11 protein-coding genes are annotated in these 14,369 nt (G+C 64.7%); all 11 read right to left on the bottom strand.

The window, feature by feature from the left end; translation table 11 throughout:
- Window positions 1–57: 57 nt before the first annotated feature.
- The 11 genes from PQR42_RS03965 to PQR42_RS03915 all read right to left on the bottom strand — a co-directional run bounded on the left by PQR42_RS03965 (window position 58) and on the right by PQR42_RS03915 (window position 14,252).
- Window positions 58–1,266 carry an ABC transporter substrate-binding protein gene (locus tag PQR42_RS03965; protein WP_408382585.1) on the bottom strand — a complete coding sequence of 403 codons (1,209 nt, stop codon included), beginning with the start codon at window positions 1,264–1,266 and terminating at the stop codon, window positions 58–60.
- A 71-nt stretch (window positions 1,267–1,337) separates the two neighbouring features.
- Window positions 1,338–4,943: a molybdopterin cofactor-binding domain-containing protein gene (locus PQR42_RS03960; protein WP_408493569.1), complete on the bottom strand. Its 3,606-nt coding sequence runs from the start codon at window positions 4,941–4,943 to the stop codon at window positions 1,338–1,340.
- Complete coding sequence (locus PQR42_RS03955) at window positions 4,940–5,458, bottom strand: (2Fe-2S)-binding protein (RefSeq protein ID WP_408204938.1); 519 nt, start codon at window positions 5,456–5,458, stop codon at window positions 4,940–4,942. Before PQR42_RS03955 ends, PQR42_RS03960 begins: the two co-directional genes overlap by 4 nt.
- 31 nt (window positions 5,459–5,489) lie before the next feature.
- Window positions 5,490–6,689 carry an amidohydrolase family protein gene (locus PQR42_RS03950; protein ID WP_408493568.1) on the bottom strand — a complete coding sequence of 400 codons (1,200 nt, stop codon included), beginning with the start codon at window positions 6,687–6,689 and terminating at the stop codon, window positions 5,490–5,492.
- An 87-nt stretch (window positions 6,690–6,776) separates the two neighbouring features.
- Window positions 6,777–7,490: an ABC transporter ATP-binding protein gene (locus PQR42_RS03945; protein WP_408204936.1), complete on the bottom strand. Its 714-nt coding sequence runs from the start codon at window positions 7,488–7,490 to the stop codon at window positions 6,777–6,779.
- A complete protein-coding gene (locus tag PQR42_RS03940; RefSeq protein WP_408382581.1) occupies window positions 7,487–8,305 on the bottom strand; it encodes an ABC transporter ATP-binding protein in 819 nt (272 codons plus the stop codon). Before PQR42_RS03940 ends, PQR42_RS03945 begins: the two co-directional genes overlap by 4 nt.
- A complete protein-coding gene (locus PQR42_RS03935) occupies window positions 8,302–10,242 on the bottom strand; it encodes an ABC transporter permease (protein WP_408382579.1) in 1,941 nt (646 codons plus the stop codon). Before PQR42_RS03935 ends, PQR42_RS03940 begins: the two co-directional genes overlap by 4 nt.
- Window positions 10,243–10,423: 181 nt before the next feature.
- Window positions 10,424–11,008 carry an amino acid synthesis family protein gene (locus PQR42_RS03930; RefSeq protein ID WP_408382577.1) on the bottom strand — a complete coding sequence of 195 codons (585 nt, stop codon included), beginning with the start codon at window positions 11,006–11,008 and terminating at the stop codon, window positions 10,424–10,426.
- Window positions 11,009–11,081: 73 nt separating this feature from the next.
- The gene (locus PQR42_RS03925; protein ID WP_408204932.1) at window positions 11,082–11,672 is read right to left on the bottom strand and encodes an amino acid synthesis family protein; all 591 of its coding nucleotides are present in this window, start codon (window positions 11,670–11,672) and stop codon (window positions 11,082–11,084) included.
- Window positions 11,648–12,586 carry a UPF0280 family protein gene (locus PQR42_RS03920; RefSeq protein WP_408382575.1) on the bottom strand — a complete coding sequence of 313 codons (939 nt, stop codon included), beginning with the start codon at window positions 12,584–12,586 and terminating at the stop codon, window positions 11,648–11,650. The genes PQR42_RS03925 and PQR42_RS03920 overlap by 25 nt, the downstream gene beginning before the upstream one ends.
- A 52-nt stretch (window positions 12,587–12,638) precedes the next feature.
- Window positions 12,639–14,252, bottom strand: coding sequence for a 6-hydroxynicotinate reductase (locus PQR42_RS03915; RefSeq protein WP_408382574.1), 1,614 nt, complete (start codon window positions 14,250–14,252; stop codon window positions 12,639–12,641).
- Between the last annotated feature and the right edge of the window lie 117 nt (window positions 14,253–14,369).

The following is a 14,369-nucleotide window of genomic DNA, read 5'->3' as shown; positions in this document are numbered from 1 at the left end:
CGGCGTTCGTTGCTCTAGATGCCTGCGGCGTCGAACACCGCAGGCATCATCAAGTTCTTACTCGGCAGGCCGCAGCTTCTTGACCTCGGCATCCGACGGCTGAACACTCGCGCCATCGATATACCGGTACGACGTCATCATGCCCTTGCCGTCCTTCAAACCCGTCACGCCGACATACGCGCCCATGGTCGACTGATTGTCCTGCGCGCGATAGCTGATCGGCCCAAACGGTGTATCCACGCCAAGGCCCTTGAAGGCGGCGGCGAGCTTATCCGGATCGACCGACCCCGCCTTCTTGATCCCGGCGGCAATCGACATCAACGCCGAATAACCCACCACCGAGCCGAGCCGCGGATAGTCGTGATACTTGGCCTGATAGGCATCGACGAACTTCTTGTTGGCCGCCGTATCGATCGAATACCACGGGTAGCCCGTGACGATCCAGCCGGTCGGCGCTTCAGCGCCCAGCGGGTCGAGATAATCCGGCTCGCCCGTCAGCAACGACACCACGCTGCGATCCTTGAAGAGCCCGCGCGTATTGCCCTCACGCACGAACTTGCCGAGATCCGCGCCGAATAGCACGTTGAAGATCGCATCCGGCTTCGCGTCGGCGATTGCCTGCGTCACCGCGCCCGCATCGACGTTGCCGAGCGGCGTGGCCTGCTCGGCGACGAACTGCACGTCGGGCTGCGCCGCCGTCAGCAGCTTCTTGAAGGTCGCCACCGCCGATTGCCCGTACTCGTAGTTCGGATAGACAAGCGCCCAGCGCTTCTTCTTCAGCTTGACCGCTTCCGGCACCAGCATCGCCACCTGCATATACGTGGAAGGCCGCAGACGGTACGTGTATTTGTTGCCGTCGGCCCACACGATCTTATCGGTCAGCGGTTCAGCGGCGAGGAAGAAAATCTTCTTCTGCTTCGCGAAGTCGGTCAGCGCAAGGCCGGTGTTCGAGAGGAAGCCGCCGAACAGCAACTGCACCTGCTCACGCGCGATCAGCTCCTGCGCGACGCGAATCGTGTCGCCCGGATTGCCGTTGTCGTCGCGCGACACCACTTCGAGCTGTTTGCCGAGCACGCCGCCCGCGGCGTTCACCTGCTCGAGCGCGAGATTCCAGCCGTTCTTGTAAGGCCCGAGAAAGGCGGGCTGTGCCTTGTAACTGTTGATCTCGCCGATCTTGATGGTCTGCTGTGCGCTCGCGCTCAAGGCGGCGAACGAGAGCACCGTCGGCACCATGAGGCGAGAGATCCATCCTGCGCGCGTGGTCATGCGTTTTCTCCGTTATCAAAAGGATTGCGGGAATGCGGTCGTTGTTATCGGGCGTTCGAGCGGCTCGCGATTCAGTCGGCCCGCGGCGTCGCGCGAATCCGGGCGACACTCGCCGTGACGTCCTGCCATGCCGGCTTGCCGCCGGCGAACTGCTGACGCAGGTACGACACGAGTTCGGCGACCTGGGCGTCGTTGAAACTGTCGCGGTAAGCCGGCATCGTACCGAGTTCGGGCCGCGCAGGCGAGCCGATGCCGTCGAGAATCACGCGAATCAGGTTATCAGGCGTCGTGCTATGCAGATTCGTGTTAAGCGCCAGCGAAGGATGCGCGCCGAACAGTTGCGGCCCGCTGCCCGTGTGATGACAGGCGGCGCACGCGCCGTCGAAGAGCCGCGCGCCGAGGCCCGCAGGCGCACCTGAAATCGCGCTGGCCTGTTCATACTGACGCGCCACCGCAGCCGGATCGGCGTTGGGTTCCAACGGATTGAGCGACGCCAGATACGTCGCCATCGCGCGAATATCGCTGTCGGGCAGCGCCGCCAGATCGCCGACGACCGGCGCCATCGGCCCGGCCGCGACGCCATGCAACGGCGCGTGGCCGTTGCGCAGATAGCTGAACAGTTCGTCCTCGCTCCAGGGTACGGGCGCGCTCGAAAGCGTCGACAACGCGGGCGCTTCCCAGCCATCCGCCATCCCGCCGCCCATGAACGCCGCGCCGGTTTTCTCGGCGCCGAATGCGTTGCGCGGCGTGTGGCACGCGGTGCAATGGCCGAGTCCGTTCACCAGATACGCGCCGCGATTCCATTGCGCGCTTTGCGTCGCGCGGGCGGTGAAGGCCGTGCGCCCGAGAAAGAGACCGTTCCATGCGGCCATCAGCGGACGCACGCTGAATGGATACGCGAGCTTCGTTTCCGGCGGACGTGAGCGCACCGGCGTTTGCGCCATCAGATAGGCGTAGAGCGCTTTCAGATCTTCGTCGGAGGTGTTCTGAAACGATGTGTACGGAAAGGCCGGATAGAGACGATGACCATCGCGGCTGATGCCTTGCCGCATCGCCCGCACGAAGGCTTCGAGCGACCAGTTGCCGATGCCGGTCTGACCGTCCGGCGTGATGTTGGTGCTGTAGACGGTGCCGAAAGGCGTGTCGAGCGGTTTGCCGCCGGCGTTCGGCACGCCATTGTGCGCGGTATGACAAACCGCGCAGTTGCCGAGCGACACCAGCAATTTGCCGCGCGCCACGAGATCCGGCGCAAACGCGCTCGCGAGCGGCGGCGTGATCGGGGCGATAGCGTGCGGCGCGAGCGACAATGCACCGAGCCAACCCGCCGCTCCTGCTGCCAGCGCGCCGAGAAACCCAAACCGCCAGCGCTTCTTTTTACGCGCCGCCTTGTCTTCGGCTTGCGCATCGGCGAGCGCGGCGCGGATCGTTTCCGGCGTGAACGGCGGCCGTCGAAAACGCACGCCCGTGGCATCGAATAGCGCATTGGCAATCGCCGCCGCGCCGGGCAGCGACGCGGATTCGCCCGCGCCCATCGGCGGCTCGCCGTGGCGCGGCATCATCACCACGTCGATCACGGGTACTTCACGGAAGGTCAGGATCGGATACGCGCCCCACTCCTGGCTCGTCACCGCGTTCTCGCCGAACGTCACGCGCTCTTTCAGCGCGCGGCTGGTCGTCTGGATTACGTTGCCGTGGATCTGATGACGCACGCCGTCGGGATTCACCATCGTGCCGGTATCCTGGCCGACCACCACGCGCGTCACCGCAAGTTCGCCGCTCTTGCGATTGACTTCGACGTCGGCGACCCACGCGGACCACGCCGCGCCGAAGCCGGGGAATTTGCTGTGCACGTAGCGGGCGTAAGCGATACCGCGACCGCGTGCGATGTCGCCCTGTTCTTCTTTCAGCTCGGTATTGCGGGGTTCCCAGCCGGCCTTTTCAGCGACGGCTTTGACCAGTTCGATCGCACGTGGATCGGTCAAATGCTTCAGGCGAAACTCGAGCGGATCGACGCCCGCTTCCGCGGCTAGTTCGTCGATGAACGACTCGTGCGCGAACGTGTTCGGCAACGCGGAAACGCCGCGCAACCACGACGCCCGCACGATCGGCGGCGTGTCGTCGCAAACGATGCGCATGGTGCGGTAGTCGTACGGCGGCACAGCCGTGCGGTCGCCCATTTCGAACACTTGCGGCTGCGCGGAGATCGTGCCGGTCAGCAGCAGCGCCAGCGTCGGCGCATCGTTCGACGGATAGCGCGTTGCAAAGTCGTACGCGGCCAGTTCGCCCTCGGCATTCAACGCGCCGCGCACGTCCATCAATTGCGCGGCGCCTTTCGGCTCCCACGCATGCTCGTCCTCGCGCGAGAGTTGCACGCGCACCGGACTGCCGGTGGCACGCGAAAGCAGCGCGGCGTCGGCGGCGACATCGTCCGCGCAATTGCGGCCGTAGCAGCCCGCCGCTTCCATCCGCACGATCTCGATGTGCGCTTCGTCCATGCCCATCAACAGAGCAAGATCGGCGCGCAGCGAATGCGGATTCTGCGTGCCCGACCAGACCTTCAACGCGCCCTCGCGATAGTCGGCCACTGCGCAAGAAGGCCCAATCGACGCATGCATCTGAAACGGCCACACATAGGTGCGTTCCAATGTGCGAGCGGGATCTTGTGCCAGGGCTGCATCAACATCGCCGTCGATCACCAGATCGCGTCGCTTGGCGGGATTCGCGCGCAAGGCCGCTTCCACTTCCTCGCTGGTTTCGAGCGACGGCAAACCTTCTACCGCTTTCCATTGCACGTGAAGCCGCTTCACGGCCTGCTGCGCGACTTCCTCACGCTCCGCCACGATGCCGACAAAATCGCGAATCACCACCACCTTGACGATCCCGGGTAAATCGCTGACGGAGTCTTCGCCCACTTGCAGCAGACTGTTGCCCATGAAGTCGCCCTGCGCGACACCGGCGTACGGCGGGCGAACCACACGGCCATGCAACATGCCCGGCACGCGCACGTCGTGGACGAAACTCAATTCGCCGGTGGCCTTCGCCGGAATATCGACGCGCGGTGCGCTCTTGCCGACGATCTTGTACGTGTCTGGCGATTTCAAAGGCGCATCGGTGGCGAGCTGCAATTCGACGCGTTTTCCGCTGATCAGATCGCCGTAGCCGATGCCCTTCGCTGCGCCGCCGTCACGCTGATAGATAACGCCATCACGCACATCGAGTTGCTCGACGCCCACATTGAATCGCGCCGCCGCTTCCGCCAGCAGAAATTGCCGCGCCTGCGCCGCGGCGTGCCTTAATGGCACAGCCGAGATCTGAATTGTCGCGCTGGCGATCGTCGGCCCCTGATTCGGCGCTTCACGTGTATGACCGAGCACGATCGACACGCGCGTCAACGGCACATCCAGTTCTTCCGCGACGATCTGCGCGAGCGCCGTCCCGATGCCCGTGCCGAGATCGACGTGACCGTTGAACGCGACCACGCTGCCGTCGTCGCGCACCACGAGGAACATATCCGCTTCGGTCGGCACGAACGATGAACGCGAGCCCGGCTGACCGATCGCCGGCTTCACCGGCGCTTGCGGCGGCCGCGTGACGATCAGCACGCTCTGCGCGTCGTAGAGCTGCTGCCGCGACGGCGGCGCGCTGCGTCGGTCGACGCTGAAATCCGGCCCGGTCATGCGCGCACTCCTTCGTGCACGGCTGATTGCGCCGCCGTTTGAGCGGCAAGCAATTCAGCGGCGCGCTGCACCGCGCGCACGATCTCGACATGCGTGCCGCAGCGGCACAGATTGCGCGACAACTCGCGCCGGATCGTCTCGACGCTCGGATGCGGATCGCGATCGAGCAGCGCCTTGGCCGTCATGATCATGCCGTTCAGGCAATAGCCGCATTGCGCGGCCTGTTCCTCGATGAACGCCTGCTGCACCGGATGCAGCGCGGCGCGCGTGCCCAGTCCTTCGAGTGTAGTGATCTCGCGGCCCAACGCGACCTTCGCGGTGGTGACGCACGCGCGCGTCGGCATGCCATCGAGCAACACCGTGCACGCGCCGCATTCGCCGAGACCGCAACCGAACTTCGGACCGTTCAGCGCGAGGTCGTTGCGCAGCAGGTAGAGCAAGGGCGTGTCGGCGGCGGCGCTGACAAGGTGCGTCGCGCCGTTCACGTTCAGCATAAGAGGCGCCGGGCGGTTCATGATCGTGCCGGCCTCGTTTTGCGGCACGTGCTCACAGCACCACCGGCACTTCGGTGGCCGGTGGCGTGTTGCGGCTGCGCCGGCAACGGATCAAGCCGTCGATCATCACCATGCCCACGCCCGGAATATCGCCAAGCTGCACGCTTTCGAGCAGCGTATCGGCCGCCGTGTGCTGCGCGCGGTCCATGAACACGAGGTCGGCGGGACGGCCCACTTCGATCAACCCCTGGCGCAGGTTGCGTTGACGCGCGGTGTTGCCGGTTGCGAAACAGAAGGCGATTTCCGCGGGCACGTCGGCGAGGCTCGAAATCAGCGCGATCATCCGCAAAATGCCGAGCGGTTGCACGCCGGAACCGGCGGGACTATCCGTGCCGAGAATGATCCGGTGCGGACACTTCAATTCGATCGCATGCCGCGCGGTCAGCAAGGCGATCCGTTCGTTGCCGTTGTGGACGATTTCCAGCGCGCGGCTCGACTGCTCGCACAGATCGCAAACATGCCGGTAAGAGAGCGACGTATGCCCGCCGTTGATGTGGCCGATCACGTCCGCGTCGGCGGCGAGCACCACGTCGCGATCGATCAGACCCGAGCCGGGAATTGACGGACCGCCCGTGTGAATCGTGCTCTGAATGCCGTACTTGCGTGCCCACGCGACCATCTGCGCGGCTTCCTCGCCGCCCTTCACGCTGCCGAGCCCGACTTCGCCGAGCAGTTTCACGCCCGCTTCCGAGAGTTCCTTGAAGTCCTCCTCGACCATGCCTTTCTCGATCACCGGCGCGCCCGCCATCACCTTCACGCCGCCGCCGACACCCGCGCCGCGCATGCCTTCGAACGAACGTTGCGCGGTAATGGCGAGCGCCTTCACGCCGAGCACGTCTTTCGGGCGGCCGGGCAAATGCACTTCGCCGGCGGAAATCATCGTGGTGACGCCACCGTTCAGATTCGATTCGATCCAGCCCATCTGATTCTGGCGCGGCGTCCAGTCGCCGAACACGGGATGCACATGCGAGTCGATCAAACCGGGCGCGACCGTCGTGCCTTTGCAATCGATCGTCGTGCGCGCGCCCTCGAGATCGCAGTCCTTTTCGCGGCCGACCGCGACGATCACGCCGTCGTCGATCACGAGCGTGTCCGCGTCGAGAATCGGCTGATCGATGTCGCCGGATAACAGCAGCCCGATGTTCGTTACCGCGAGCTTGCCCGACAAGCCTGTCAACGTCTCTGCTGCCATCTGCCTCTCCTTTCGCAACGCGAGTTTGGAACGACTACCCGGCGCCGCGAATCGCGCCACTTGGTGCGCGCCTCGCCGGCCGATGAATCACACGCTCAGATAAGCGCGCCTCACTGTTTCGTTCTGTGCGAGCTCACCGATCGTGCCGCTAAAACGGATCTGCCCTTTTTCAAGCACATACGCGCGGTCGCTGACCAGCTCGGCGAAGTGCAGGTTCTGTTCGGACAACAGAATCGACAGCCCTTCGCGCTTGAGTTCGAGAATCATGTTCGCCATCTGTTCGACGATCACGGGCGCCACGCCTTCGGATGGTTCGTCGAGCAGCACCAGATACGGATTGCCCATCAGCGTGCGCGACACGGTGAGCATCTGCTGCTCACCGCCGCTCATCTGGCCGCCCGGACGTTGCGGCATTTCGCCGAGATTGGGAAAGAGGCGGAACAGTTTTTCCGGCGTCCATTGCGGTGCGCCATCGCGTGGCGGCTGGCGGCCGGTGTCGAGGTTTTCCATCACGGTCAGATCCGCGAACACGCGCCGATCCTCGGGCACGAAGCCCATGCCCATGCGCGCGATCTTGTACGGCGGCATCGCAGTGATGTTTTGCCCACGAAAATTCACTTCGCCCTGACGGCGCGGCAGTAGACCCATCACCGCTTTCATCGTGGTGGATTTGCCGGCGCCGTTGCGGCCCATCAGCGCGACGACTTCGCCGCGCCCGACTTCGAGGCCGACGTCGAACAGAATATGCGCGCGGCCATAGAACGCGTTGAGGCCGGAGACTTTCAGCATCGGCTCGCTCATTGCAGCGCTCCTTGTCCCTGATGGCCGCCATGGCCGCCCGCCGCGTCGTGCAGTGGCGCGTGCGGCTGGAAGGTCTTGCCGGTGCCGAAATAGACTTCCTGGACGCGCGGGTCGTTGCGGATCGTGTCGGCGTCGCCCTCGGCGATCAGCTTGCCGCGCGCGAGCACGATCAGGCGATCGGCGTAGGCGAATACGACGTCCATGCTGTGCTCGGTAAACAGCACGCCAATCTTGTGTTCGGTGACGAGACGCTTGGTCAGCGCCATCAATTCATTGCGCTCCTTCGGCGCCATGCCGGCGGTGGGTTCGTCCATCAACAACAGCTTCGGGCGGTTGGCGAGCGCGATCGCGAGTTCGACGCGCTTCACGTCGCCATAAGCGAGCACGCCGCAAGCGCGGTTCGCGTCCGCGGCCATGCCGACCTGGTCGAGCAACGCGAGGGCTTCATCGGCATAGCGCGAGCCCGCGGATTTCCATAGGCCGAAGGTTTTGCGTTCGCGCGAGACCAACGCCATTTGCACGTTCTCGATCACGGTCATGGAATTGAAAGTCGCGGCGATCTGAAACGTGCGGCCCACGCCGAGACGCCAGATGTCGCGCGGACGCATGCCGACCAGTTCGTGACCGTCGAGACGAATCGATCCGGACGACGGCGGCAACTGCCCGTTGACCATATTGAAACAGGTCGACTTGCCGGCGCCGTTCGGTCCGAGCAAGGCGAGCAATTGACCGGCTTCGAGATCGAACGAGACATCGTCGACCGCTTTGAGGCCGCCGAACGATTTGGAGAGGCCGGAGACGCGCAGCAAGCTCATAGGCCCTCCTTGATCGCGGCGCGTTGGGAAGGCGAGACGGCGCTCGTTTCCGCCTGATCGACACTGTCGTCGCCGAAACGCTCGCGAATGAAGCCGGCGATCCCCTGCGGAAACGCGATCACCAGCAGCAGAATCGCGAAGCCCAGCAGCGCCTGCCAATAGTCGGTTTGGCGCGCGACGGTGTCCTGCAGCCACGTGAACACGGCCGCGCCCACAATCGGCCCGGTGAGTGTCTGCAAGCCGCCGAGCAGGACCATCACGAGGCCGTCCACGGAACGGCTCACGCTGATCACTTCCGGCGAAATCGTGCCCTTGGAGAATGCATACAACGATCCCGCGAGCCCGCAGAACAGCGACGCGATCACGAACGCGGCCCATTGCACGCGCTTCACGTCGATGCCGATCGCTTCGGCGCGCAGCACTGAGTCACGCGAGGCCCGCATGGCGTAACCCAGCGGCGAGAACAGCATCTTGCGCAACAGCCACACGCCGACCACGGCGCAGACGAGCGTCACGTAGTAAAAGGCCACCGGCGAGGACAACCAGTTCGACGGCCACAACCCGAGAATGCCGTTGCTGCCGCCCGTCACATCGTCCCACTGGAACACGACGGACCAGACGATCTGCGCGAACGCGAGCGTCAGCATGGCGAGATAGACGCCGGAGAGGCGCACGCAGAACCAGCCAAACACCAGCGCGCCGGCCACCGCCAATAGCGGTCCGAGCAGCAAGGCGGCTTCCATCGGCAGATTCAGCACTTTGAGGAACAGCGCGGCGCCATATGCACCCAATCCGAAGTACGCGGCGTGGCCGAACGAATGCATGCCGCCCGGTCCCATGATGAAATGCAGACTCGTTGCAAACAAGACGGCGATCAGAATCTCGACCAGCAGCACGGGCATGTACGGAAACGCGTTGGCCGCCAACGGCGCAAGCACCAGAACGAGCAAAGCGATGACGGCCAACCACTTGAGCCGTTTGCCCGCCGGACGCAAAGGCGTTTCCGGCGCCGCCATGCCGCGCACCGCGGCGCTCGCGCGGCCGAGCAAACCCCACGGGCGCACCACCAGCACGACCGCCATCACGACGAATTCCGCCACCAGCGTAAAGCGGCTCAACGACAAGCCGACGCCGAAGATCGTCACATGGCCAATACCGATGCACAGCGCCTTGATCTCCGCGATGATCAGCGCGGCAATGAACGCACCCGGAATCGACCCCATGCCGCCGACCACCACGACGACAAACGCGTTGCCGATCGTCTCCAGATCCAGCGACAGATTCGCCGACATGCGCGGCCCTTGCAGCGCGCCGCCCAAGCCGGCGAGAAACGCGCCGACGAAAAACACGCCGGTAAACAGCCACGCCTGATTGATGCCGAGCGCACCAAGCATCTCGCGATCCTGCGTCGCGGCGCGCACCAGCGTGCCCCAGCGCGTGCGTGTCAGCGCGTACCAGAGCAGCAGCAACACCACCGGCCCGATCACGATCAGCGCGATGTCGTAGGTAGGCAGCGGATGACCGAGGAAATCGACCGCGCCCGCCAGATGCGGCGCACGCGGTCCGAACAGGTCTTCCGGACCCCACAGCCACAGCGCGGCATCGCGAAAGATCAGCACCAGGGCAAACGTGGCGAGCAGATGGAACAGCTCGGGCGCCTGATAGATGCGCCGCAGAACGATCATCTCGACCAGCGCGCCCAGCACCGCGACCACCAGCGCCGCCGCCAGCACCGACAACCAGAACCCGCCCGCCGTGTGTCCGAAGCGGCTCGCGATGCTGTACGCGACATAGATGCCGAACATATAGAACGAGCCGTGCGCAAAGTTGACGATGCGCGTCACGCCGAAGATCAGCGACAAACCGGCGGCGACGAGAAACAGCGTCGACGCGTCGGCGAGTCCGTTGACCAGCTGTACCAGCAAATTCGAAAGCATCGCGACCCTTGGCAGTGTGCTGAACGGCGAAGGCGCGGCTTGGGCGCATTCAACGCGATCGGCAGACATTGCAGCGCGTGCGGCACCATGCGCGCACGCGTCAACGGCAGGACAATACAATACGCCCCGAAGAAAGTCCCTTAGGTCCTTTGGAGCGCCGGCGAAATCGCCTCAAACAAACTCAGCGCAAACCGTCTTCGCCTTTGATCTCGCTCACCTGCAAGCCGCCGATGCGCGGCAGCGGCCGCCCCGACGCCGTCACCGCGACGGCCACGACGATTTCATTCGCGCGCGGCGCGTCCGACACGCGCGCTTCGATCGCGTCGAAATGACTGCGCACGAAGGCGGCGTCCTTGTGGCCGAGCGGCACGTCGATCGCGGTGCCGAGCGTGCCCATTTTCTTCGCCGACGGCACCAGTGCCGCGCCCTTTTCAACCGCGACCCGCAGCGGCGCGCCGAGCTTGGGATGCAAAATCGCCGCAGCATGTTCCAGTTCGCCCGCCTCGCCGACAATGGCGGCCTTGCCGTAGCTTTGCGCCTCGCCCGGCGCGATGCCCAGCGCTTGAACACACTTGTTGCCGAGCAATGCGCCCAACTCTTCGCCGGCTTCGATCAGCGCGTCGAGTTTGGCTTCGTAACGGCCGGCATAGGGATTATCGATCACCGCGATCGCGACCGCGCGGCGCGCCGGCGGATCGACCGCCTGGCCCATTTCAATGCGTGTTTCGTCCACTTGCACGACCAGCTTGCGAAGCTTGATTGCCATTTCGCTCTCCGAGTTTCGATGCCTGTTCTGCTTCGTTTCAATGCTTCAGCGCGATGCGCCAATCAGGCGCTGCTCAGCGCAAACCGTCCTTGCCCACGATCGCCTCTTTCTCGAGTCCGCCGACGCGCGCATGCACGCGCTGCCCCGTGCTCATCACGAGGATATACACCAGCTCGTCCGCAGCGGGCGCGCCGGGCACGCGCACCTCGATCGCGTCGAAATGGCTGCGCACGTAGCTCGCATTGACGTGCGTGAGCGGCACATCGAGCGCGGTGGACGGCGCGCCGACCTTCTTGGTGGACGGCACGATCGCGTTGGTCGGCACGCCATTCTTCTCCAGCAACTCACGCATCGCATAGCCGCCGGGAACATGCCACAGCGCGCCATGTTCGAGCTCGCCTCGCGCGCCGACAATCGCACCCTTGCCGTAACTTTCGATCGATGCATGCGGCACCGCCATCGCGGCCAGCAGCCGTTGCGCCATATCGAAGCCGATCGGTTTGAGCGCTTCCATCGCGTGCTCGATGTTCGCCTCGTAGCGGCCGGCGAACGGGTTCGTCATCACCGCGGCAATCGCGCCGCGTCTGAGCGGCTGCGTGGGCGCGGGGCCGAACTCGTGGAAGATATCTTCGACGTGCGTCAGCACGCGGCGTATTTCGAACACGGAGCCTCCGTTGTGATCTGCGCGCGCTGTTTAAGCAGCCCGCTTGTGTCATGAATGCCGACGATCCGCACGCGTCCTTGCAGAAAGAGCGCGGCGCCTTCGATCAAGCCTTGTTCGAGCAGACGCTGCGCGGCTTCGACGCCACGTGCCAGCGCGAAGTCGATCAGCGGCTGCGGCAAGGACGGCACGTCGACGGTGACGAGCATGTCGCCAAGGTCGCTGTCGTCTTTCAACGACGAAGCCGGACGCCGCAGAATTTCCGCATGCTCCAGGTTGACGGCGTTGGCGATCATCGTCGCGGCGGCGTCGGCGGCGGCGGCGTTGCGCGCGAGCACGGTGACGCTGTCGGCAATGCCGAGGCTGAAGCTGCGGCCACGCCAGCCGCTCGTCGCAATGCCGCGAACCGGCAGACTGGCGTCGAGCGTCAAGTTGGCGTCGAGCGCCTGATCGCGCGACAGCCGCACAGGTGAAAACGACGCCAGGTCCGCAAACACGCCGACGCGGTATTGCTGCCCTTCGGTCAGATACAGCGCGATGTCGCCGCCGTTGTTGATGAAGGCGCGCGAGATGCCTTCGCGTGCGAACGCGGTGATCAGTTCATCGGCGACGCTGCCCGCGACCGCGGCCATCGGCGTGATGTAGCGCGCGCGGTGAGCATGGCAAGCCGACCACATACGGCGGGCAACCGAGCCTTGCAATTCAGCGTCGTTCAACGCGGCCTCGGCCGGCACGGGTTGGCGAAGCCGCTTCAGCTCGCCGACCAACTCCGGCAACACGTCGACAAAGCGCGCCCAGCACGCCTCATACGCGGCCTGCACCGCCTGCGGCACGCCGTCCGCGCTGAGGATCAGATCGATCGGCCCATGCTGCCAGTGCCAGCGGGTCGAATCGAGTCGGGTGCGGGTGGGGTTCATCGTGTCCGTTGCGTTCGTTTTTGCATGAGTTGCATTAGCGCTGTCCGCGCGGTCAGCCAAGCATCGGCGGCATGGCGAGCGGCCATGGGTTGTCGGGATTGCGCGCCAGCGTACGGCGTGCGAGCGGCGCGCCTTCCGTATGCTCCGGTCCGTTCGCGAGCACGCTCTCCAATGAACGCACCGCGTCGAGATGGCCGCCCAGATCGCAATACGCGTCGTACGTCATGGTGAATTCGATCGGCGCGACGATCGCGGGCGTCGGCACCGTGCCGAACGAACGGTCGGGCATGCGCGAGACATCGACCATCACGGTGATCCCGCCGCCCGGCCACACATAGGCCGGCGCGCCACCACAAGTTACGTTGACGAGTTTCTGTTTGATCGCACGCGTGAGCAGCACCGGATTCTCCGTGGCGCCCGCTCGCAGACTGCCGCCCGCGCCGCCGAGAAACAGCACGGTAGCGAGCGACGGCTCGCAGTTCTCGCCGATCCGCTCGACCGTGTGGCGCACCGCATCCGGCATGGCTGTGATGCGCGGCACGAGGTCCTGATCCAGTTCGTACCACTGCGCGTGTTCGCCGGTGGTCGATACCATCAGGAGGCGCATGCCAGGCTTGGCGACGGCGGGGTCGAAGCCCTCGACAATCGCGAGCGGGTCCTGAATGTCGGTGCCCCCCCAACCGGTGCCCGGATTCGCCACCTGGAAATAACGGCCCGGCGTCGACTTGCGTCCGCGAATCTTCACACCTGAGCGCGTCATGCCGAGACAACGTCCGGCTTGATGTTCGGTGAGCACGCCCGTAATGTGATCGTCGACGACCACCACTTCGTCGGCGTGACCGAACCACTGCTTCGCGAAGATGCCGATGGTGGCCGACCCACAGCCCACGCGCATGCGCTGTTCCTCGACGCCGTCGACGACCGGCGCCGCGCCCGCGCGAATCACGAGACTCGCGCCGCCGTCGATACTCAACTCCACCGCTTCCTTGTTGCCGAGCGCGAGCATCATGTCGCACGTCACGCGGCCTTCTTTCTTGCTGCCGCCGGTGAGATGATGCACGCCGCCGAGGCTCAGCATCTGCGAGCCGTATTCGGCCGTCGTCACATGGCCGACGATCTCGCCGTGGCAACGCACGTTCGATTGCTCCGGCCCGAGGAAGCGGTCGGTGTCGATCTTCACCTTGAAACTGCAATAGCTGAAGATGCCTTCCGTGACGACGGTGATCATGTCGACGTCGTCGAGCTTCGAGGCAACGATAAAAGGCGCGGGCTTGTAGTCGGGATAAGTCGAGGAAGCGCCGACGCCGGTCACGAACAATGCCTGTTCGGCAGCGGGGCCGCGCACTTCGGAAGATGCGCCAAATTCGATTGCGGCGTTCGCATTGCTCGCGCCGGCTTCGGACGTTGAAGGTGAAGACGCGCGCGACAGGAACACCACCGGATCGACGCGAATCAGGCGCCCGTCCGCGTTCGCATAGCGGTCACACGCGCCAGTCCGCCCTTCGGATATCTGGCACAGCACCGGGCAGGCATTGCATTCGATCTTGTTCGACGCCATCCGCTCGCTGCGCGGCGCCGCCTTTTCGAGCACGGTCGGACCCGGCGTCGAGGCGGTTTCGCCGTCGACGCTGTCCGCACCGAAATCGACCTTCGTATGTTCTGTCATGGTGGGGTTCCCATACGACGACATTACAATCGGTCCCGCTTCGGCTGACGAATCGTGCCTGTTTTCAGGCACTTTCGCGTGATCCGCCGATTTCCATGTTGCGGTCACTCACCGTTC

This window comes from Paraburkholderia sediminicola (assembly GCF_046027355.1).
Lineage (GTDB): Bacteria > Pseudomonadota > Gammaproteobacteria > Burkholderiales > Burkholderiaceae > Paraburkholderia > Paraburkholderia sediminicola_B.
This window is presented reverse-complemented; position numbering and strand designations above follow the sequence as displayed.